This is a genomic window from Thiorhodospira sibirica ATCC 700588 (genome assembly GCF_000227725.2).
Classification (GTDB): domain Bacteria; phylum Pseudomonadota; class Gammaproteobacteria; order Ectothiorhodospirales; family Ectothiorhodospiraceae; genus Thiorhodospira; species Thiorhodospira sibirica.
Genome location: NZ_MU255056.1, coordinates 2,809,908 through 2,830,573, shown reverse-complemented (window position 1 = coordinate 2,830,573; position 20,666 = coordinate 2,809,908). Strand labels below are relative to the sequence as shown.

The following is a 20,666-nucleotide window of genomic DNA, read 5'->3' as shown; positions in this document are numbered from 1 at the left end:
GTGCAACAGTCATGCACTATCCGCGACAATAAAAGCATAGCGCTTCGCGGCCTGGCGTCTTCACGTGGGCTGTCTGGTGTGTAAACCCAGCAGTCCCTAAGCGGTTTCGTTGATGCTGGCATCCGGGGCCTTGCTGACCATCACCATCGCCGGGCGCAGCAGGCGGTCATTGAGCCGATAGCCCTTTTGCATAACGGCGGTGACGGTATTGGGTTCTACATCCGCTTTGGGCTGCACTGACACTGCTTGATGGTATTCCGGATTGAAGCGTTCCCCCAGCGGGTCGATCTCGCTCACCCCGTATTTATGCATCGCTTGGCTAAAGATGCGCAGAATCATCTCACTGCCTTCGCGCAGTTTCTCCACGCTGACCTCGCCTTGCGCGGCATCAATTCCCATTTCCAGGCTGTCTTTGACCGGCAACAATTCCTGCACGAACTGCTCCAGTGCATATTTATGCGCGTTTTCCAGATCACGCGCCGAGCGCTTGCGCAGATTGTCCATCTCGGCCTTGGTGCGCAGCAGCATATCCCAATGCTCCTGGGCCTGGGCCTGAGCCTCTTCCAGCTGTTTGAGCAGGCTGGCGGTGAGGTCTTGCGGGGTGGCCGTCTCGGCGTCTGTCTCGGGGGCGGGCGCGCTCGTTGGTTCCGGGATATCAGGGCTTTTAGGCGCTATGGGAGGGACCTGAGAGAATGGCGCTTCGTGATGAGTCATACTATGGCTCCGTCTTAGAATGTAGCGGTGGCTTCTCGCCGTCGCGCTTTGTAAACACAGCGGCGGCGTTTAGCAGTCGATTTTTTTGGCAGCGACACCGCGAAGGTGTCGCCATGTGCACCCCCTGTAACAAACAGGCCCCGTCCGGGTGGGCGAGGCCTGATAGTTTGGGATGCAGGCGAGCGCGGTCAAAACACCACGCAAAAAAACGCTCAGTTAACCCATGTTGGGTATCAATTGCGAGAGTTCAAGGCAGCACCTAATAATTTTGCGGTGATGTCCACCACCGGAATCACCCGGTCATACGGCATACGGGTGGGGCCAATCACGCCCAGAAAGCCGACGATGCGCCCGGCAACGCTATAGGGTGCAGTGACGATGCTGCAATCATCCAGCAAACGCTGTCCGGATTCCTGACCGATAAAAATCTTCACGCCTTCGGCATCAATGCACTTATCCAGCAAAGACAATAGCTCGCGCTTTTCATTGAACACCTCAAACAATTGGCGTAATTTATCCACGCTGCACAGTTCGGCGTAATCCATCAGATGCACCTGCCCGGCAAACACCACATCCGCCTCGCTTTCTGCATCCGGGCTGAGCGCCCGCTCGCCCAGATCAATGGCGGCCAGCATCAGGCTGTTGAGGTGTTCGCGCACGGTGCGCATCTCCTTGAGGATTTGTGAGCGCACATCCTGCAGATCCCGCCCGACCAGATGCTCATTGAGATAGGCGGCCATCTGTTGCAATTCCGCCTGGGTATAATCGCGCTCCAGTTGCAGGATGCGGTTATGCACCTCGTTTTTGTTCATCACCAAAATCACCAGCACATGACCCTGTGAGAGGCGCAAAAACTCGATCTGACGCAAGGCCGCATGTTCCTGACGCGGCACCCGTACCATCCCGGCAAGCTGGGTAATCGCCGATAAAATGCCCGAGGCCGATTCGACCAGATGCTTGGTGTCCAGATCGGGATTCAATTGCTCCTTGAGGCGGCGCACTTCCAGGCTTTCCAATGGCTTGACCTCCAGCAAGGCATCGACAAACAGGCGATAGCCCAGCGGGGTCGGAATCCGCCCGGCGGAGGTGTGCGGCGAGGTCACCAGCCCCATATCTTCCAGATCAGCCATAACATTGCGAATCGAGGCAGGGCTTAAATCCAGTCCCGCCGTGCGCGCCAGGGTCCGCGAGCCCACCGGCTGGCCATCGCGGATATAGCTTTCCACCAAGGCGCGCAATAAGCACTTGGCGCGTTCGCTGAGATCACTGATATGCTGCTCGCTGTTACCCATAAGATGTCTCGCTGATTCTCGCTGTCGGGCAAACCCTATGCCTGGCACTCTAGCATTAGGAGTGCTAGAAATGGGGATGATATACCGATGCCCTTCAACGTGTCACTTTTTTTGGGCGGATTGGTCCAAGCCAAGCAACGCGGTGGCGAGGGTCAGACCTCATGTTTTGGTGCACACCGCCGCCCAGACGATGACACCGTGCAGGTGTCGCGCCCAGGCGGAGTGACGTGGGCTTATGCTGCAGAAGGGGATCAGTCGAGCGCCGTGCTTTCCTGGCCGCGCTGCTGAGCCATGCGGGTTGGCGAGAGCGTATCCAGCTGTGCTAACAGCGGGGTGGCGTTGCGCTGAAACTCGGCAAGCTGGCGACTGGGCAGACGGTCTGCATCGGGTAGGGAGGTCACGGTCAGCGGGTCGATGTGCCGTCCGTCTTCGTGGAATTCATAATGCAGGTGCGGGCCGGTGGCCAGGCCGGTCATGCCGACATAGCCAATCAGATCCCCCTGACGCACCCGGTCGCCTTCCTGCAGACCGCGCGCAAAATTGTTCATGTGGGCATATAAGGTGCGATGACGCGGGCTGTGCTGCAAAATCACGGTTTTGCCATAGCCGCCGCGATCCCCCATAAAGGCTACGCGCCCATCGCCAGCGGCGCGAATCGGGGTGCCGGTCGGCGCGGCATAATCGACGCCACGGTGTTCACGCATGGTGTGCAGAATCGGGTGACGCCGCATGCCGAAATGCGAGCTGACGCGGGCAAACTCCACCGGTGTGCGCAAGAAGGTTTTGCGCATCAAATGGCCTTTGGGATCGTAATAATCCGCATCCCCATCGGGATTGACATAGCGCAAAGCGCGCACCTCGCGGCCACGATTGACAAAGGCCACGGCGAGGATATTACCATCACGCACATACTGGTTATCAAGATACTGACGCTCATAGATCACGGTGAAATGATCCCCTTCGCGGATATCCAGGGCAAAGTCGATATCCCAGGCCAGAATCTTGGCCATGTTCATGATCAGGGTATCCGATAGCCCCGCCTCAATCCCGGCCATAAACAGCGAGTGAGTGATGACCCCGCTGCCTTGCGCAATGCGGGTTTCAAATTGACGCTCCTGGCTTTGCGCTTGATAACCATGCGCGGTGCGCCGAACCTTCAGAGTGCGCGTTCCCTGACCTTCATACACCAGGGCCTGCAAGGCTCCAGCCTCGTTTTTCAGGACGCGGATTTTTTCGCCCGGATGAATCGCATTCAGTACCCGGGTTTCCCGGCCCAGGGCCAGAATCGGTTTTAATTGACTGTGGATATATAATTCACTGAACACCAAGGACAAGCTGTCACCAGGCTGAATCGTTAATTCGTGCCAGCCATCATCACGCAAGACCACCCGGCTTTGCGGCGGCGCCGGTGGATTGCTGGCCTTTGCTTGCGCCACAGCGGGCGGTGCTGATGCCGGCTCAACACGCTCGGCCACTGGCTGATCAGTGGATGCCTGCTCAAGCGCTAATGCGGATGCTGTAAGGTTTGACGCCGGATTATCAGGCGGTAGGGAGTCAGCTTCTGGGGGTACATGAGGGGAGAGATTTTGGGTATCATGCTGGCGTTTCACAGCAAGATCGGGAGCGTCTGGACTGCGCAGATCCACCTGCATTTCTTGCGTTTTCGCCAGCACGACGCTGAGAATGATAAGGCTTGAAATAAGTAGCACCAGTCGCAGACGCCAATGACGGCGCGGGGGGCGGTTGCTGCCTATCCCATACTTATAGTCAAGTGTTCGAAAGTTGCGATAATGCATGGATTGGATTCCGATTTTTTCTAAACAATAGCCCGTATAAATACTAAGGTCAACCTTTTTTTTGTGAAATTCATCACATAATAAAGTCTCTCTCATCATCGCTGTCATCACCGCCAAGTGCAAGATGTTGAATGTGCAGGGGTGAGGTAGCAAAAGCGCGAAAGGTTACATGAATGACGGATGTTATGAAACAGCTTGCCCTGATTGAACGGGGGATGCATGAGCTGTTATTACGCGAGGAATTACAGGAAAAACTCAAGCTGGGCAAACCCTTGCGGGTGAAAGCCGGCTTTGATCCCACCGCCCCGGATTTGCATTTGGGGCACACGGTGCTGCTCAATAAATTACGCCAGTTTCAAAGCCTGGGGCATCAGGTGCTGTTCTTGATCGGTGATTTTACCGCGATGATCGGTGATCCCTCGGGCAAGAATGCCACCCGCCCGCCACTGGATCGTGAGGCGGTACTGGCCAATGCACGCACCTACGAGACGCAAATCTATAAAGTGCTTGACCCGGAGCGCACCAAGGTGGTCTTCAATTCTCACTGGATGGGGAAGATGGACGCGGCGGACATGATTGGCCTGGCTTCCCGCCACACCGTCGCCCGGATGCTGGAGCGCGATGATTTTCACAAGCGCTACACCAACGGCCAGCCGATTGCCATTCATGAGTTTTTGTATCCCCTGATTCAGGGCTATGACTCGGTAGCACTGCAGGCCGATGTCGAGCTGGGCGGTACTGACCAGAAATTTAATCTGCTGATGGGGCGTGAGCTGCAAAAGCAATACGGCCAAAGCCCGCAGGTGGTGCTGACCATGCCGATTCTGGAAGGTCTGGACGGGGTGCAGAAAATGTCCAAATCCCTGGGCAATTACATCGGCATCACCGAGGCGCCCGAGGAGATGTTTGGCAAGCTGATGTCGATTTCAGACACCTTGATGTGGCGTTATTTTGAGCTACTGTCAGCCCGCGAGATGCACGAGATTGAAAACTTGCAGCAGTCCGTGCAGGAGGGACAAAACCCGCGTGATGTGAAATTTTTGCTCGGTGAAGAACTGGTCACACGCTTTCACGATAGCCACAAGGCCCAAGCCGCCAAACAGGCCTTTATCGACCGCTTCCAGAAAGGCGCCTTGCCAGACAATATGCCTGAGATGACCCTGGCGGTGGGAGAAACGGGGCATCTGTCATTGCCCGCGCTGTTGCGTGATGCCGGACTGGTTCCCAGCACCTCCGAGGCGCTGCGCATGATCCGTCAAGGTGCTGTGCGCATCGACAACGAGCGCGCCGAAGACCCACAGCAGTCATTCAGCCCCGGCAACCCCCTGATCTGTCAAGTAGGCAAGCGCCGCTTTGCCCGCGTAACCCTGATCAAATCACAATAAGCCGGAAATCCACTCATACGCCTGTAACCCATCAGGTCATCGGGTTTATTCCGGGCCGATGATGCGGTTGCGGCCTTCGGTTTTGGCGCGTTTGAGGTTTTCCTCGGCGTGGTTCATCAGGACGTGGATGGTTTGCATGGGTTGGCCGTGGTAGTAGTCATGCACGCCAATGGAGACGGTGATGCGGATGTCGGCCTCGGAGGTGCGGATGGGTTCGCGGCTGATGGAGGTGAGGATGCGTTCAAAGACGGCGTGGTTGAATTGCTCAGGGTCGCGGATTTGCATGACGACGGCAAACTGACCGCCATTGAGTCGGGCAACCAGGTCGGTGGGACGGACGACCAGGCGCAGGCGTTTGCCCAGGCCGCTGAGCACTTCGTCACCGATGCTGTGGCCGTGTTCGCGGTTGACATCCGTGAAATGGTCGATATCGACCAGGGCAATGCACAGTCCGCCTTCGCGGGCCTGGGATTCCAGCAGCAGGGCTTCCAGGCGTTTGTTGACCGCCCGGCGGTTGGCTAGCCCGGTTAAGGGGTCTTGGGTGGAGAAATGCTCCAGCAGGCGGTTGGCTGAGGTCAGGGCAGAGGTTGTTTCCAGGAGGGTGTTTTGCAAGGCGGCGATGCGTCCGGCGGCATGCAGGCGGGCGGTGAGCTGTAAATCGCTGATCGGCTTGGTGAGGTAATCATCTACGCCGTGTACGAAGGCTTTGAGCATTTGGGCATCACCCTCCTCGGCAGTAAACAGCAAAATCGAGGTGTAGTGGTGGCGCTCTTCGTCGCGCTGGCGAATCACCTGTGTCAGTTCCAGGCCATCCATTTCCGGCATGAACCAATCCGCCAAGACCACATCCGCCAGACGTTCTTCCATCATGGCCAGGGCCTCTTTGGCGGAGGCAGCGGGGCGAATGTCGGTATAGCCAATGCGTTGCAGGGTGTTTTGCAGTACCGTGCGGCTGTAGCGCGTGTCATCGACAACGATGATGGAAAGCTCAAGAACCTGTGTCATATTACGTTTCAACGTGGTTGAGGGATACACAGCGGCTGGGCGGCTGTTTTGATAGGTGGCTTAATCTAGCCGTTTTTGCGCCGCTAACGCAACCGCTACGGCAACGTGACGTGCGGGCTAAAGCGCCCTCCAGGGTTTTAGCGGCTGATGCGCAACAGGACATAGACCGCGCCGGTACCGCCATCGCTGGGGGGCGTGGAACAAAAGGCGAGGATGTCGTCACGCTGGGTCAGCCAGTGTACCACCCGTTGTTTCAGGACCGGGCCTTGATTACTGGAGCGGCGGCCTTTGCCGTGGATGATGCGTACACAGCGCAGGCGTAATTCCCGGGCTTGGGCCAGAAAGATAATCAGCGCCTGTTTGGCTTGCTGACTGGTCATGCCATGCAAATCCAGTTCGGCATTGACCGGAAAATAACCACGCTTGAGTTTGCGAAACAGGCTGCGCTGCAGTCCCGGACGCATGAAGGCGACTTCATCGCCGGGTTGTACGTCAGTGACTTCCTGGGGATCGGCCAGGGTATCTTGCAGGGCCTGGCGTTCATCGGCTTGGCTGTGTACCGGATGCGGCGGCGGCCTGGGCACCTGGGGTAGATGTGTGTCCTGGCGTACCGGGCGCACCTCACCCACGGCGGCACGAAACAGGGACAGATCATCCGGAGATTCGGGTCTACTCATCTGAATATTATATCCTTAGCTGTGTAAGCATGTGCGTCATATTCGCTTTGCAGTATAGTAAGCTGTGACCGGGAAGGGTTTGTAACTGGTGGCCATAATATGCGTTTTTCTATGAAAACCTCCTATTTTCTCAATAACTTGACAACCCGCCGAGCGGTTATATAGAGTTTGTCCAGCACGATAACCCAGTGCTGATCATGGTCGCGACGCGCTCAGGCGAGACCTTAAACGCACGCAAGAGTCAGGTAAGACGGGTTCGCCCGCACTGGCGTTGACGGCGTGAACATGCCAAAGATCATCATAGATTTTCGTGATTTTCCTAAGCATTTATGAGCGGTAAGTACTTACTAAAGCCAAGGCATGATCTAAAAACGGTTCAGGCTGATGGGTTAATCAGGCTATCCCTTCGCGAAGATACCCCGCCAGGCCTGTTTTGACCAAGGATCTGGTGCGTGGCCTCCTTTCATTTTCTTGACCTTTGACCAAGCATTGAACCATGCGCATTTTGCTGAGTAATGATGATGGGGTACATGCCCCCGGCCTGCAGTGTCTGGCCAAAACCCTGGCGACGGTGGCCGAGATTGCGGTGGTGGCACCAGATCGCGACCGCAGCGGCGCAAGTAATTCCCTGACGCTGTCGCGTCCCTTGCGGGCGATTACCCTGGAAAACGGGGATATCCGTGTAGATGGCACCCCGACTGACTGTGTTCATCTGGCAATTACCGGATTGCTGGACAAGGAACCGGATATGGTGATTTCGGGGATCAATGCCGGTGCCAATTTGGGCGATGATGTGCTGTATTCGGGTACCGTGGCTGCTGCCATGGAGGGACGCTTTCTCGGTCTTCCCGCGATTGCGGTTTCGCTGGAGGGCCATGCCTGCAAGCATTATGATACCGCCGCGCAGGTGGTGCTGACGCTATTGGAACGTTTGCGTTTTATGCCCTTGCCCGCCAATACCATCCTGAATGTGAATGTCCCGGATCTGCCCTATGAGCAATTGCGCGGCATTTGTGCCACTCGTCTGGGGCATCGGCATAAATCCGAGGCGGTCACGCGCACCACCGATCCGCGTGGCAAAACCATCTATTGGGTAGGCCCAGCGGGGCCGGAGCAAGATGCCGGGCCGGGCACTGATTTTGACGCGGTGCGTTCCGGATATGTCTCGGTCACGCCGATTCAGGTGGATCTGACCCGTTATGATGCCATTGATACGGTGGCTAACTGGCTTAGCGGCGTGTATGAGGATCCTCAGGTTTGAGTTTTTCGTCGCATTCGCTCAACATGACGTATCAGCGCTCTCGCGACCGCATGTTGACCACGCTCATGGCGATGGGAATTACCCATCCGCGTGTGCTGGCGGTGATGCGCTCCACCCCGCGCCATTTGTTTGTGGATGAGGCGCTGGCCTATCGCGGCTATGAAAATACCGCGCTGCCGATTGGCTTTGGGCAAACCATTTCCCAGCCCTATATCGTGGCGAAAATGACCGAGACCTTATTGCAGCATGAGCCGCTGGAAACGGTTTTGGAAATCGGCACAGGATCTGGCTATCAGGCAGCGATTCTGGCGCAGCTGGTCGGCAAGGTCTATAGCGTGGAGCGGATTCGCCAGCTGCAACGCCAGGCCCGCGAAATCATTTGCAGCCTGGGCCTGAATAATGTGAGCCTGCGCTACAGCGATGGGCATTTAGGGCTGCCCGATTGCGCGCCTTTTGATGCCATTATGGTCACGGCAGCGGCCCGCCAGATTCCACCGGTGCTGTTGATGCAGCTAAAAGAGGGGGGGTGCCTGATTGCCCCGGTTGAAGAGGAGCCCAAAAAGCAGCGCCTGGTCTGCGTGATTCGGCATGGGGATGTGTTTGTAAAACAGTGGCTTGATGGGGTTTTGTTTGTCCCCCTGATCCCGGGAGATCTGGCATGAAGCTTTTCGGACCGCTGTATGATCAGGTCTTGCATTACAGTGCGCATCCTCATGCCCCGCGCTATCTGGCCGGACTGTCCTTCGCCGAGTCTTCCTTTTTCCCGGTACCCCCGGATGTTATGCTGGCACCGATAGTGCTGGCCCGCCCGGATCAAGCCTGGCGACTGGCCCTGATCACCACGGTGTTTTCTGTGCTGGGGGGGCTGCTGGGCTATGTCCTGGGCTATCTGGCCTATGGCCTGATTGCACCGTGGGTGATCAGTCTCGGCTATGGTGATGCCCTGACGCAGGCGCGGCTGTGGTTTGATACCTGGGGTGTCTGGGTGGTGTTGGTCGCGGGGTTTTCCCCCATCCCCTATAAACTATTCACGTTCACGGCAGGGGCTATGGCGATGCTTTTGCTGCCGTTTATTATCGCCTCATTGATTGGCCGTGGCTTGCGTTTTTTTGCGGTGGCATTGTTGATCAGCTGGCTTGGGCCACGCATTGTGCCAAAGCTACGCCCCTATATGGAGTGGCTCGGCTGGATGACGGTGCTGCTTTTAGTGATCGCTGTGGTCATCTTGCACGTATTTAACTCATGAAGATGCTACCTTTATTGAAATTATGCGGTGTATTGTGGGTCGTGGCGGCCTTGCTGAGCGCGTGTTCATTCCCGCAGCGCGGTGATCCGGCCTTTCGTTCGGGCCATTATATCGTGCGCTCCCAGGATACCCTGTATTCCATTGCCTGGCGGTATGATCTGGTCTGGCAGGATTTGGCCAGTTGGAACCAGATTGCCCCCCCGTATACCATTTATCCAGGGCAGCAATTGCGGATGAATCCCCCCGGATCGCCGCCTACTGCGGTTGCAGCGCGCACCACGCGTGGTGAATCCACCCCACCCCCGGCGCCGCGCCCCGGAATCCCGACGGCAACAACAACCGCCAACACGGCAGGCAGCCGCCCCACACCTCAAGCCTCGCCCCCGATGCCCGCGCCCCAACGCACAACCCCGCCCGTGGCCGCTTCAACACCCGCCCCGGCGCGCACGGCCCCCGCAGCCCCGGTTATCGCCAGCGCGCCCACCGGTCAAACCGCCACCGTTGGCGGACTGACCTGGCAATGGCCTACGGAAGGTCAGGTCATTCGCACTTTCTCCACACAAACAACCGGTAAAAAAGGCATTGCCATTGCCGGGGTGCGCGGCCAACCGGTGCGGGCGGCAGCGGCGGGCCGGGTGGTCTACAGTGGCAGCGGCCTGGTGGGCTACGGCAAGCTGATCATCATCAAGCACAATGATCGCTACCTCAGTGCCTATGCGCATAATGATGCCTTATTGGTGAACGAAGGCGCCAACGTCGTTGCCGGACAGCAGGTGGCCCAGCTGGGTGACTCGGGCACGGATCGCGTCATGCTGCATTTTGAAATCCGCCGCGATGGACAACCGGTTGATCCGCTGCAACACCTCCCCCGGCGTTAAACGTGATCGGCGCATGATGCTCTAAAAAGCATGACGCATCCGGCGGATGTCTGATGCCCGCATGGCCTGCGGCTTAACTCAAAACGTTTTGGTTTATGGAAAGACGACAACGCAAACCGCGACCACGCGCTCGGCAAGAGGATCCTCAGACACCTTCGGTAGACCCGGCACCTTCGGTAGACCCGGACATCCACGGAGATGACGCCACGCCACTGGCCGATGAACAGGGGCCATCCGAGGATGAAAGCCAGAGCGTGCTGGCTGAAGTTGATGACAGCACCGCACCGACAGCGCGCCGCCGTGAGCCGGAGGCCTTAGCGCTTTATTTGAGCGCGATAGAATCGTCGGCCTTGTTAAGCGCAGAAGAAGAACGCCATTATGCCCGCCAGGCGCAACGCGGCGATGTGAGTGCCCGGCAAACGATGATTGAATCCAATCTGCGTCTGGTCGTGCGGATTGCCCGCTGTTATACCCATCGCGGCCTCGCTTTGGCGGATTTGATCGAGGAAGGCAACCTGGGTCTGATTCATGCCGTGGAGAAATTTGATCCGGAGCGGGGCTTTCGCTTTTCCACCTATGCCACCTGGTGGATTCGTCAGACCATTGAGCGGGCCTTGATCAATCAAACCCGCACCGTGCGCCTGCCGGTGCATATCATCAAAGAACTCTCACACTATCTGCGCAGTGCCCGCCAGCTCACCCAAGCGCTGCACCACGAACCCACTCCCGAGGAACTGGCCCAGGCACTGGGGCGCCCTTTAGCGCGCATTAAACACATCCTGGCCCTGGCTGAACGTGCCACCTCCATGGATATCAGCAGCGGAAAAGACGGCGGGCGCCCGTTGCAAGAGGTGCTGCCTGATGAAGAGGCACAGCAACCCAGCCAACTGGTGCACACGGATCATATCCGCCACGGCATGGACGCCTGGCTGGCCGAACTCAACAAAAAGCAGCGCGTGGTCATCATCCACCGCTTTGGCCTGTATGGCTGCGAACCTGCCACCCTCGAAGAAATCGGCCAGATGCTGGGACTGACCCGCGAGCGCGTGCGCCAGATTCAAAATGACGCCCTCCAGCAACTGCGCCACATCCTTGAGGGTCATGGTCTCTCCGAAGAAGCGCTATTAAACGATTAGCCTCATCGCGGCATGTTCACAGTGTCCCTATCAAAGTACTCCATCCAGCGCGTGGGTTTATTCTTCCAGATCGAGTTTAAGCTCATTGATCTTGCGACTGAGCGTGTTGCGGCCCCAGCCGAGCAGGCGGGCGGCTTCCTGACGGTGGCCGGTACTTTTTTTCAGGGCGGCCTGGATGAGGATGCGTTCAAAGGCCGGGGTGGCGCGCTCCAACAGATTGCTGGTGCCCTGTTCCAATTCACGCTCGGTCCAGCGGCTGAGCGCTTCCTCCCAGTCTTCGGGGTGGTTTTTCGGGCTGCTGTGATGGCTGCGCAATTCCTGGGGCAGGTCATGAAGATGAATCTCGCGCCCGGAGGCCATAACGGTCAGCCAGCGGCAGACATTTTCCAGTTGCCGCACATTGCCCGGCCAGTCCAGGTGCATCAGGTAGGCGCGGGCGTCGGGGCGCAGCTGTTTACAGTCGGTGTTAAGTTCCTGGGCGGCGGCGGCGAGAAAGTGATCCAGCAAGAGCGGGATGTCTTCACGCCGCGCCCGCAGTGAGGGAATCTGGATGCGGATCACATTGAGCCGGTGAAATAAATCCTCGCGAAACAGCCCTTTGCTGACATGGTGTTGCAAATCCTGATGCGTGGCCGCGATGATACGCACATCTACTTTAAGCGGGGTATGTCCGCCGACGCGGTAAAATTCCCCATCCGCCAGCACCCGCAATAGCCGGGTTTGCAATTCAGCGGGCATGTCGCCGATTTCATCAAGAAACAGGGTACCCCCATTGGCCTGCTCAAAGCGCCCGCAGCGGGCCTGTTGCGCGCCGGTAAAGGCCCCCTTTTCATGACCAAACAGCTCAGACTCCAGCAAATCCTTGGGGATAGCGGCGGTGTTAAGGGCGATAAACGGCATCTGCGCCCGGGGGCTGTGGCGATGTAAGGCCCGCGCCACCAGTTCTTTGCCGGTGCCGGATTCGCCATTGATCAAGACGGTGATATTGGAACGGCTCAGGCGCCCGATGGCACGAAAAACCTCCTGCATGGCCGGGGCTTCGCCGATGATGTCAGGCGCCTGATCACGCACCGCCTGGCTGTGGGCGCTGACCTGCCGCGCCGATAAACAGGCACGCCGCACCAGCTCAACCGCCTCGTCGATATCAAAGGGCTTGGGCAGGTATTCAAAGGCACCGCCCTGATAGGCACTTACCGCGCTCTCCAGATCGGAATGCGCGGTCATGATGATCACCGGCAATGCCGGATGGCTTTGCCGCAACTGATCAAGCAGCGTAAGCCCATCCATGCCGGGCATACGAATGTCGGTAATCAGGGCATCGGGGACTTCCTGAAGCAGGGCCTTGAGGGCCTCGGTCGCGGTGGCAAAGGTGATCACCTTCAGACCGGCTTTGTTCAGGGCGCGCTCCAAAACCCAGCGAATGGCGTGATCATCGTCGATGACCCAGATGGTTTCAGCGTGACTCGCATGACTCATGGGTTTGGCTCTACGGGGATAAGCAGGGAAAAAACCGTCTTGCCGGGGCGGGAGCGAAATTCGATCAAACCGCCGTGTTGATGCAGCAAAGACTGGGCGATGGAAAGCCCCAGGCCGGTACCGCCGGTGCGGCCCGATACCATCGGATAAAAAATATTATCACGGATGTTTTCAGGAATGCCGGGGCCATCATCCACCACCTGAATCATGGCCACCAGGCGATGACGCACCTGCCCCAAGGTATATTGGCGCAAAATGCGCGTGCGTAACAGCAAACGCCCTTGGCTTTCCAAGGCCTGCAGGGCATTGCGGGCGATATTGAGCACCGCCTGCACCAACAAATCCCGGTCAGCGCGAATATCTGGAATACTTGGATCATAGTCGGTGTGCAGGCAGATACCCGGCGGGGCCTCGACCTGGATCAGCTGATACACATGGCTGAGCACCTCATGGATATTCAGAAGTCCCTTGCGCGGCAGACTGTTGGGACCCAGCATCCGATCCACCAGATTCTGCAGACGGTCCGCCTCACCGATGATGATGCGGGTAAACTCCATCAGCTCGGCACTGGGCAGTTCGCGTTCCAGCAATTGCGCCGCGCCGCGCAAACCGCCCAGCGGATTTTTAATCTCGTGCGCCAAGCCACGCAATAGCGCCCGTGTGGCCGCCTGTTGCTGCAACAGATGCTCTTCACGGCTGATGCGCAACTGGCGGTCGATTTGCACCATCTCAATCAACAGCGAACGTGGCTGATTGGTTTCCGACAAAGGCGAGACGCCGATATCCACCGTAATATGCCGACCATGCGGCAATTTCAGCTCACGCTCGCGTTCAGTAAAGGGATGACCGCTGGCCAGGGATTGTTGCAGATTTTCCTGAAAACGCGCATCGCCCGGCACCAACTCCCTGATGGGAAAGCCCCGCACACGGCGCAGGCTGACCTCAAGCAGCATCTCCCCGGCGGGGTTCATATACATCAGACAGCCTTGGGCATCTAACAACAAGACGACAGTGGTCAGATTTTCGACCAGATAGCGGTGCAGACTTAGCGGGGGGATGGGGTATTTAGTGGCGTTTTTCAGGGGTTTGACCATGCATCGACATACACAACATTCAAAGGCAGCGGTAAAATCACGCTGCCTCGTGGGTGTCGATTATTTTACAATCTGTTGCGCCACAGATAAATATTCCTGACCCTTGCTGGATACCTTGGCGGGATCGTAATGCTCCGAGGCGACATGCAGCTCTTCGAGGGTTTCGGCCAGCGCCTGCATCTGCTCATTGAGCATTTCCAGCGCATTTTCCAGGGTGTAGGTCAACTCGTGAATTTGCGTGATTTTGGCATTATCCAGCGTTCCTTGCAGCAATTTAGCCAATTCCTGATTGCCACTGCTAAAATTTTCCAAAGCCTGCTCCAGGGTTTCGGAGGGCTTGCCCTTGAAGTGTTGCGCACGCTCTTCGGAGGCCATGCTATGTGTGGAGAATGCCAAGACAAGCAGCAGGATGCCAAGACTGAGTACGTTTTTCACGATTTAATGCTCCCAAAGATATAAACGAGACTAATTATTATTTATATTATCAGCATATGCAAGCCCCCATTTCACCACCAGTGATGCGGGAGAAGCAAGATGACTCATACCCAACCGTTTGGGCTGCTTAAGCAGGCTCGTAATAGATTCACGCAGCGCGAAATTGCCACGCAGGTTGGCAAGGACATCAAGACCGTGAGGAGTTGGGAAAAGGGCGAAACGCCATGTCCGGCAATGCTTGAACCCGCGTTGCGCGACCTCCTGCAACAACCAGCAGCCAACACAACGGAAGGTGGCAACAGCTTCAGGTTCATTGATCTATTCGCAGGCATTGGCGGCATCCGTATGGGCTTTGAGGCCCACGGCGGCAAATGCGTATTTACCAGTGAATGGAATGACTTCTCGAAAAAGACCCATCTTGAGAACTACAGCGACAATCCCCTCTTCATTGGTGACATTGTGCCGTATCCAGCTGAAGATGTAATTTCGGTCAGTGATACACAAAAGTCTATCAACTTATTTGGAGATACTGTTATAGTGCTTCTTATTAATTTAGTTGCAGAAAAAATGGTTACACATCTAGTCGAACTATGGAATTTGAATAATAAGAGAGTTATTTATGCCTAGCAATAAAGGATGGACTCGACAGGAGTTATTGGTTGCGTTTGGAATTTATTGCCAAATGCCTTTTGGAAAATTGCACTCAAAAAATCCAGAAATTATTAAGCATGCTGAGCAGATCTGGAAAACGCCTTCAGCATTAGCTATGAAGTTAACAAATATTTCAAGCCTCGATCCTGCAATAACATCTACTGGTCGAAAAGGTCTTTCTGGTGCATCTTTTGCCGACAAAAAAATGTTGAAAGAAATGCAAAATGATTGGGAAATCTTTGCACTTTAGTTAGAGATGACAATAGATATAATTATACAAAAAAAGGAAGACTCTGCTAAAATAGAATCCGAATATTTGGAAAAAGAAGATTATACTGTAATGGATAAAAAGATTAAAACAAAAGCACGAATTGGTCAGAGCTTTTTTCGTCAATCGGCGCTTAGCGCTTATAATTATAAATGCTGTATAACAGGGCTTGCTGTTCAAAAATTATTAGTTGCGAGTCACATTATTCCATGGAGGTAAGACCCAACGAATAGATTAAATCCAAGAAATGGGCTGTCATTATCTATGCTGCACGACAAAGCTTTCGATCTTGGTATTATTAAAATAAATGAAGATATGACACTACGGATTTCAAACACACAAATTTCTGAAGATGATTATTTTTTTCAAATTGCGCTTAAGAGTTATGAAAAAAAATAAATTATTTTTCCTGAAAAATTTACCCCTCATAAAGAATTTCTTTCTTACCACAGAGAAAATATATTCAAAGGTTAAAATTCATTATTAATTATAAACATGTTATTAGAGTACCTTTATAGAGATACAGGAAACAATAAAAAATATGGTGATGTGATTTTTTCAAAAAAAAAATGAATATTGAAATTTCTGAATTAGATATTTATATAAAAAATTCACTTATAGATGGTGAATTTTTTGTTGAATAAGAAGTTGGATTACCAACTTTATATTTTGAAAAATTTGACGAAGAATTGGATCACGGCTGGCATGAATATTTTTTGATAAAGAAAACAAAAGAAGATCAAAATGACAAATTATTCCGTGATATTTTAGATTTTATTAAAATATTAAATTTGTCTTCATTGTGCAAATAAAAAACTTTTATGTATGTATTTTTTTTGGATTTAATTTAAAGAAAATTTTTATAAAAATCTGTTTTTAAATTGTTAACACTTAAAGTGTCATTTTTCACAAACGGCATAAGTGCTTCGCATAGTGTTCAGTTGCCCGCTTGACCCACTTCGGGCGCGTGTAGCTGGCCATCTTACTCGATGCGGTACGCGAGCGCCATCGCATGCGGGTGAAAGCGCCAATCTGGCGCGTACTCAGTTCGCCAGCAGAAACAAGGTGTGGAGTTGAGCGCGGTTCATGGCCATCCCTTTGTTACCACCGTGCGGTACCCAAACAGGTCCGAGGTGAAACGGAGGTTCGACACGCGTCCACACCAGGGCTTTCCGGTGCTCGACAGCAGTTCCTCCCTGGGTAAGTTTTGCGCTGTTGCCTGGCTTTCAATATACTGCCTGTCAAGTAGATGTATCCCGATGGTATTGATAATTGAGCGCTGAGTGTATTGATGCAAACTGAAGAATTGACGGCCCTGGTGGTTGATGCGCTGGAGGCGATGAAGGCACAGGATATTAGCTGTGTGGATGTGCGCGGGAAGACGGCGATTACGGATATGATGATTATTGCCAGTGGAACGTCTAACCGGCATGTCAAGGCCCTGGCGGATAGTGTGCTGGTGAAGGCCAAGGAGGCCGGGGTGATGCCGGTGGGGATGGAGGGTGAGCGGGATAATGAGTGGGTGTTGGTGGATTTAAATGATGTGGTAGTGCATGTGATGCTGCCCCAAACCAGGGATTTTTATAATTTGGAAAAGCTGTGGCTGACCGAGGGTGCGTCCACGGAAAGCGAGCCGGTGGCGGTGCTTAAGCGGCTGCGTGGCTGAGTGTCTTGAAGATTCATCTGCTGGCGGTTGGTACGAAGATGCCGGGCTGGGTGGTGCAGGGCTATGCAGAATATGCCACACGCCTGCCGCCGGAATGCGCGTTGTTGCTCAAGGAAATTCCGGCCCTGAAGCGGGGTAAGCAGGCCGATCTGCGCCGTATTGCCGAGGATGAAGGGGCGCGGATGCTGGGTGCTATTCCGCCGCAGTGTACGATGGTGATTGCGCTGGATGAGCGGGGGCGTTTGCTGGATACGCCCGCGCTGGCAGAGCATCTGCAGGGCTGGATGGGGCAGGGCGGGGATGTGGCCTTGCTGGTCGGTGGGCCGGAGGGCCTGGCGCCGCAATGCCGCGAGCGGGCCAGTTGGCAGTGGTCTTTGTCTCCGCTGACCTTGCCGCATCCTTTGGTGCGGGTGGTGGTGGCTGAGCAGCTGTATCGTGCCTGGGCGGTGCTGCGTCAGCATCCTTATCATCGGGCTTGATGGCGGCGGCTTTTAGCCGTCGCGAGTGGTGGCGGACGCATCTTGCCTTCGCTGATTTTTATGCGACACCTGGAAGGTGTCGCCACACGATGGGAGCGCCGATGGATAAGACGCTGCTGATTTTTTTGCTGGCGGTGTTCTTTTTTGCCTCGCCGCTGTTGCAGTGGTGGGCGGCGCCGCAGATGCCGTGGTTTTTGCCGTATGTGTTGTGGGGGGTATTGATCGGCCTGCTGATCGGGTGTCGGCGCTGTCGCGATGCACTTTGAGGTTATCTGGCTGTACGCTGCCGGGGTGGGCTATCTGGCGGTGTTGTTTTTTATTGCCCATGCCACCGAACGCGGCTGGCTGCCCAGCCGCCTGATTCATCATCCGCTGGTGTATGCCCTGGCCTTGGGGGTGTATGCGACCTCCTGGAGCTTTTATGGGAGTGTGGGCTTTGCCCAGTCTCAGGGCTATCTGTTTCTCACCATTTATCTGGGCGTAACCCTGGCTTTTATTCTCACCCCGGTGCTATTGGCGCCGATTCTGCGCCTGGTGCGCGATTATCAGCTAACCTCCATTGCCGATCTGTTTGCCTTTCGTTATCGCAGCCCGTGGACCGGGGTGCTGGTCACGCTGTTCATGCTGGTGGGCTTGATGCCCTATATCGCCTTGCAGATCAAGGCGATTACCGAATCGGTCACGGTGATCACGCAACAGCCGGCCCCGCATTTGCTGGCCCTGGTGTTTTGCCTGACGCTGGTTTTATTTGCGATTTTATTCGGGGCGCGCCATATCAGCCCCCGCGAAAAGCATGAGGGGCTGGTGGTGGCGATTGCCTTTGAATCGGCGGTCAAACTGCTGGCGCTGTTACTGGTGGGCGGTTTTGCCCTGTTTTTTGTCTTCGATGGGCCTCGTGGCTTGAATGCTTGGCTGGCAGCACATCCGCACACGCTGGAGGCTTTGTATGCGCCGGTGCATCAAGATGCTTGGCTGACGCTGTTAGTGCTGGCCTTTGCGGCGGCGTTTTTGCTGCCGCGTCAGTTTCATATGATTTTTGTGGAAAATATCAATCCACAGGCTTTGCATACGGCGGCCTGGGCTTTTCCGCTGTTTTTGCTGCTGCTGAATCTGCCGATTCCCCTGATTTTGTGGGCTGGACAGGCCAGCGCGCTGAGCACACCTGCTGATTATTATGTGCTGGGGCTGACGGTGGCGCATGGACCGGCCTGGCTGGCCTTGTTTACGTTTATTGGCGGGTTGTCTGCCGCCAGTGCGATGATGATTGTCACCACCTTGTCGCTGGCGGCGATGTGTCTGAATTATCTGGTTTTACCCGCGCACTTCACCCAGCGCGCCGCCTTGCCACAACGCAATCTGTATGCCTGGCTTTTGTGGGGGCGACGCATCTTGATCGCGGTGATTATCGCGCTGGGCTATGGTTTTTACTGGATTTTAGAGGTGCATCAAGGGCTGGTGCAGATCGGCCTGATTTCTTTTGTGGCGGTGGCACAGTTTTTACCCGGCCTGGTGGGGGTTTTGTGGTGGCGACGGGCCACGCATATCGGTTTTATCGCAGGGCTGGCGGGCGGCATTGCGGTGTGGACGGTGACGCTGATTTTGCCGCTGTTACATAGCTCCGGTTTGAGCGTGACCGCCTTTGATATGCAGCAATGGCTGGGCGCCGAGGCTCAGGATCGCTGGGTTTTTGCGACCTTCTGGACTCTGAGCGTCAATAGCCTGTTGTTTGTGCTGGGTTCTTTGTTGAGCCCTGCGGGTGCGCAGGGACAACGGGCGATTCTGGCCTGTCAGCTGGATCGGCCTGAGCCGCCGCGGGGGCTGCTGGATGCGCTCAGCGTCAGCCAGTTTGAGGCGCGACTGGCGGATATTCTTGGCCCGCATACTGCCCGTCTGGAGGTACAGCGGGCGCTGGCCGATTTGGAGATGTCTGCACAGGAAACCCGTCCCCATGAGCTGGGGCGCTTGCGTGAATGTCTGGAGCGCAATCTCTCGGGTTTGCTGGGGCCATTGCTGGCGCGCATGATTGTCGACCATCAGCTCAGTGTAGACCCTCATGCCCGGCTGGCACTGGCAGATAGTCTGCGCTTTATTGAGCAGCGCCTGGCGCATTCCAATCTGCGCCTGCAGGGGCTGGTGGCTGAGCTGGATACCCTGCGCCGCTACCATCGCCAGGTGCTCTATGAGCTGCCGCTGGGGGTGTGTGCGCTGGCCCCGGATGGCGAGATTTTGATCTGGAATACCGCGCTGGCGACGATTTCCGGGATTCCGGCGGAGGTGGCGACCAATCGCACCCTGTATCATCTGTACGATCCCTGGGAAGGTATCCTGCGCGCCTTTGTCAACGGCCAGGATCGCCATTTGTATAAGGTACAGATTCAGGTGCAGGGGCGGATGCGCTGGATCAATCTGCACAAGGCGGCGATTGAGCCACAGTCTCTGGATACTGCCACCGCTGCCTTGGGAGGAACGGTGTTGCTGATTGAGGATATGAGCGAGCTGCATACCCTGGAAAGCGAGGTTGCGCATAATGATCGGCTGGCTTCCATTGGCCGTCTCGCTGCCGGGGTGGCGCATGAGATCGGGAATCCGCTGACCGGTATTGCCTCGCTGGCGCAAAATCTGCAATTTGAGACAGACCCGGCAGAACAGCGGCTCACGGCGCTGCAGATTCTCGAACAGACCCGGCGCATCAATAATATCGTGCAGTCTTTGATCACCTTCAGTCATGCCGGGGATGCCCGTAGTCACACCCACCAGCCCACCCAGCTCCACCGCTGTGTCGCTGAGGCGGTGCAGCTGGTGCAGCTCAGTGATCGCTGGCCGCAGATTGATTGCCGCAATCAGGTGCCAGAAAGTTTACAGGTACGCGGTGATCCGCAGCGGCTGCTGCAAGTGTTTGTCAATCTGATCAACAATGCCGCGCAGGCCTCCCAGCCCGGCGATACCATTCAGATTGATGCGCAGCGGCGCAGCGGCAAGGTGCGGATTGTAGTCGAGGATGAAGGCAGCGGCATTCCGGAGATGTTGCTGGATCGGATTTTTGAGCCGTTTTTTACCACCAAACCGCCGGGCGAGGGCACGGGCTTGGGCTTGTCGGTGGTGTATAGCATCATTGAGGATCACGGCGGCCTGATCTATGCCGAACGCCGCTATCCAAAGGGCACCCGCTTTGTGCTATTGCTGTCGGCATTTTAGATGAGGCGGGCT

General features: G+C 55.6%; 20 protein-coding genes. 12 read left to right on the top strand and 8 right to left on the bottom strand.

From position 1 onward, the window contains the following. Positions 1-96: 96 nt before the first annotated feature. The 3 genes from grpE to THISIDRAFT_RS13070 form a co-directional block, all read right to left on the bottom strand. Positions 97-714, bottom strand: coding sequence for a nucleotide exchange factor GrpE (gene grpE / locus THISIDRAFT_RS13080; protein WP_006787480.1), 618 nt, complete (start codon positions 712-714; stop codon positions 97-99). A 233-nt stretch (positions 715-947) separates the two neighbouring features. Next, a complete protein-coding gene (hrcA, locus tag THISIDRAFT_RS13075) occupies positions 948-2,006 on the bottom strand; it encodes a heat-inducible transcriptional repressor HrcA (protein WP_006787479.1) in 1,059 nt (352 codons plus the stop codon). A 251-nt stretch (positions 2,007-2,257) separates the two neighbouring features. After that, positions 2,258-3,715 (bottom strand): M23 family metallopeptidase, encoded by a 1,458-nt coding sequence (locus THISIDRAFT_RS13070; RefSeq protein WP_246585403.1) that lies wholly within the window; start codon positions 3,713-3,715, stop codon positions 2,258-2,260. Between the two features lie 260 nt (positions 3,716-3,975). Between THISIDRAFT_RS13070 and tyrS the strand changes: the two genes are divergently transcribed. After that, positions 3,976-5,187 carry a tyrosine--tRNA ligase gene (gene tyrS, locus THISIDRAFT_RS13065; protein ID WP_006787477.1) on the top strand — a complete coding sequence of 404 codons (1,212 nt, stop codon included), beginning with the start codon at positions 3,976-3,978 and terminating at the stop codon, positions 5,185-5,187. Positions 5,188-5,232: 45 nt separating this feature from the next. Here tyrS and THISIDRAFT_RS13060 read toward each other — a convergent pair whose 3' ends face one another. Next, on the bottom strand, positions 5,233-6,192 hold the full coding sequence (locus tag THISIDRAFT_RS13060; RefSeq protein ID WP_006787476.1) for a GGDEF domain-containing response regulator: 960 nt from the start codon (positions 6,190-6,192) through the stop codon (positions 5,233-5,235). Between the two features lie 137 nt (positions 6,193-6,329). Beyond that, on the bottom strand, positions 6,330-6,869 hold the full coding sequence (locus tag THISIDRAFT_RS13055) for a Smr/MutS family protein (RefSeq protein WP_006787475.1): 540 nt from the start codon (positions 6,867-6,869) through the stop codon (positions 6,330-6,332). Positions 6,870-7,365: 496 nt separating this feature from the next. Between THISIDRAFT_RS13055 and surE the strand changes: the two genes are divergently transcribed. The 5 genes from surE (at position 7,366) to rpoS (ending at position 11,390) form a co-directional block, all read left to right on the top strand. Then, on the top strand, positions 7,366-8,130 hold the full coding sequence (surE, locus tag THISIDRAFT_RS13050; protein WP_006787474.1) for a 5'/3'-nucleotidase SurE: 765 nt from the start codon (positions 7,366-7,368) through the stop codon (positions 8,128-8,130). 23 nt (positions 8,131-8,153) lie between these two features. Beyond that, positions 8,154-8,792: a protein-L-isoaspartate(D-aspartate) O-methyltransferase gene (locus THISIDRAFT_RS13045; protein ID WP_006787473.1), complete on the top strand. Its 639-nt coding sequence runs from the start codon at positions 8,154-8,156 to the stop codon at positions 8,790-8,792. Then, a complete protein-coding gene (locus THISIDRAFT_RS13040) occupies positions 8,789-9,376 on the top strand; it encodes a YqaA family protein (RefSeq protein WP_006787472.1) in 588 nt (195 codons plus the stop codon). Before THISIDRAFT_RS13045 ends, THISIDRAFT_RS13040 begins: the two co-directional genes overlap by 4 nt. Continuing rightward, positions 9,373-10,254, top strand: a complete 882-nt coding sequence (locus tag THISIDRAFT_RS13035; protein WP_006787471.1) for a peptidoglycan DD-metalloendopeptidase family protein — start codon at positions 9,373-9,375, stop codon at positions 10,252-10,254. Before THISIDRAFT_RS13040 ends, THISIDRAFT_RS13035 begins: the two co-directional genes overlap by 4 nt. Before the next feature lie 95 nt (positions 10,255-10,349). Further along, positions 10,350-11,390 (top strand): RNA polymerase sigma factor RpoS, encoded by a 1,041-nt coding sequence (gene rpoS, locus THISIDRAFT_RS13030; protein WP_006787470.1) that lies wholly within the window; start codon positions 10,350-10,352, stop codon positions 11,388-11,390. A gap of 57 nt (positions 11,391-11,447) precedes the next feature. Here the strand turns inward: rpoS and glnG are convergent, their stop codons facing one another. Genes glnG through THISIDRAFT_RS13015 form a run of 3 tightly spaced genes read right to left on the bottom strand, consistent with a single transcriptional unit; the run spans position 11,448 to position 14,395 of the window. Continuing rightward, positions 11,448-12,866, bottom strand: coding sequence for a nitrogen regulation protein NR(I) (glnG, locus tag THISIDRAFT_RS13025; RefSeq protein WP_006787469.1), 1,419 nt, complete (start codon positions 12,864-12,866; stop codon positions 11,448-11,450). Beyond that, a complete protein-coding gene (glnL, locus tag THISIDRAFT_RS13020; protein WP_006787468.1) occupies positions 12,863-13,960 on the bottom strand; it encodes a nitrogen regulation protein NR(II) in 1,098 nt (365 codons plus the stop codon). The genes glnG and glnL overlap by 4 nt, the downstream gene beginning before the upstream one ends. A gap of 60 nt (positions 13,961-14,020) precedes the next feature. Continuing rightward, entirely contained in the window at positions 14,021-14,395 is a 375-nt protein-coding gene (locus THISIDRAFT_RS13015; RefSeq protein WP_006787467.1) for a DUF6746 family protein, read from the bottom strand. A gap of 99 nt (positions 14,396-14,494) precedes the next feature. On the opposite strand from THISIDRAFT_RS13015, the gene THISIDRAFT_RS15125 reads away from it, so the two are divergent. The 6 genes from THISIDRAFT_RS15125 to THISIDRAFT_RS12985 all read left to right on the top strand — a co-directional run bounded on the left by THISIDRAFT_RS15125 (position 14,495) and on the right by THISIDRAFT_RS12985 (position 20,654). Next, complete coding sequence (locus THISIDRAFT_RS15125) at positions 14,495-15,022, top strand: DNA cytosine methyltransferase (protein WP_006787466.1); 528 nt, start codon at positions 14,495-14,497, stop codon at positions 15,020-15,022. Next, positions 15,015-15,296, top strand: coding sequence for a hypothetical protein (locus tag THISIDRAFT_RS14950; RefSeq protein ID WP_246585402.1), 282 nt, complete (start codon positions 15,015-15,017; stop codon positions 15,294-15,296). Before THISIDRAFT_RS15125 ends, THISIDRAFT_RS14950 begins: the two co-directional genes overlap by 8 nt. 1,309 nt (positions 15,297-16,605) lie before the next feature. Further along, positions 16,606-16,980, top strand: a complete 375-nt coding sequence (gene rsfS / locus THISIDRAFT_RS13000) for a ribosome silencing factor (protein ID WP_006787465.1) — start codon at positions 16,606-16,608, stop codon at positions 16,978-16,980. Between the two features lie 5 nt (positions 16,981-16,985). After that, a complete protein-coding gene (gene rlmH / locus THISIDRAFT_RS12995; RefSeq protein WP_040852287.1) occupies positions 16,986-17,459 on the top strand; it encodes a 23S rRNA (pseudouridine(1915)-N(3))-methyltransferase RlmH in 474 nt (157 codons plus the stop codon). 101 nt (positions 17,460-17,560) lie between these two features. Continuing rightward, positions 17,561-17,725, top strand: coding sequence for a hypothetical protein (locus tag THISIDRAFT_RS12990; RefSeq protein ID WP_006787463.1), 165 nt, complete (start codon positions 17,561-17,563; stop codon positions 17,723-17,725). Then, a complete protein-coding gene (locus THISIDRAFT_RS12985; RefSeq protein WP_006787462.1) occupies positions 17,715-20,654 on the top strand; it encodes a sensor histidine kinase in 2,940 nt (979 codons plus the stop codon). Before THISIDRAFT_RS12990 ends, THISIDRAFT_RS12985 begins: the two co-directional genes overlap by 11 nt. Positions 20,655-20,666 lie beyond the last annotated feature (12 nt).

Coding starts and splice junctions, on each gene's coding strand:
- hrcA (WP_006787479.1), bottom strand. CDS start 2,006: ATGGGTAACAGCGAGCAGCATATCAGTGATCTCAGCGAACGCGCCAAG.
- THISIDRAFT_RS13060 (WP_006787476.1), bottom strand. CDS start 6,192: ATGACACAGGTTCTTGAGCTTTCCATCATCGTTGTCGATGACACGCGC.
- THISIDRAFT_RS13035 (WP_006787471.1), top strand. CDS start 9,373: ATGAAGATGCTACCTTTATTGAAATTATGCGGTGTATTGTGGGTCGTG.
- glnG (WP_006787469.1), bottom strand. CDS start 12,866: ATGAGTCATGCGAGTCACGCTGAAACCATCTGGGTCATCGACGATGAT.
- tyrS (WP_006787477.1), top strand. CDS start 3,976: ATGACGGATGTTATGAAACAGCTTGCCCTGATTGAACGGGGGATGCAT.
- surE (WP_006787474.1), top strand. CDS start 7,366: ATGCGCATTTTGCTGAGTAATGATGATGGGGTACATGCCCCCGGCCTG.
- rpoS (WP_006787470.1), top strand. CDS start 10,350: ATGGAAAGACGACAACGCAAACCGCGACCACGCGCTCGGCAAGAGGAT.
- THISIDRAFT_RS13045 (WP_006787473.1), top strand. CDS start 8,154: ATGACGTATCAGCGCTCTCGCGACCGCATGTTGACCACGCTCATGGCG.
- THISIDRAFT_RS13055 (WP_006787475.1), bottom strand. CDS start 6,869: ATGAGTAGACCCGAATCTCCGGATGATCTGTCCCTGTTTCGTGCCGCC.
- THISIDRAFT_RS13040 (WP_006787472.1), top strand. CDS start 8,789: ATGAAGCTTTTCGGACCGCTGTATGATCAGGTCTTGCATTACAGTGCG.
- glnL (WP_006787468.1), bottom strand. CDS start 13,960: ATGGTCAAACCCCTGAAAAACGCCACTAAATACCCCATCCCCCCGCTA.
- THISIDRAFT_RS12985 (WP_006787462.1), top strand. CDS start 17,715: ATGCACTTTGAGGTTATCTGGCTGTACGCTGCCGGGGTGGGCTATCTG.
- THISIDRAFT_RS12990 (WP_006787463.1), top strand. CDS start 17,561: ATGGATAAGACGCTGCTGATTTTTTTGCTGGCGGTGTTCTTTTTTGCC.
- rsfS (WP_006787465.1), top strand. CDS start 16,606: ATGCAAACTGAAGAATTGACGGCCCTGGTGGTTGATGCGCTGGAGGCG.
- THISIDRAFT_RS15125 (WP_006787466.1), top strand. CDS start 14,495: ATGACTCATACCCAACCGTTTGGGCTGCTTAAGCAGGCTCGTAATAGA.
- grpE (WP_006787480.1), bottom strand. CDS start 714: ATGACTCATCACGAAGCGCCATTCTCTCAGGTCCCTCCCATAGCGCCT.
- THISIDRAFT_RS14950 (WP_246585402.1), top strand. CDS start 15,015: ATGCCTAGCAATAAAGGATGGACTCGACAGGAGTTATTGGTTGCGTTT.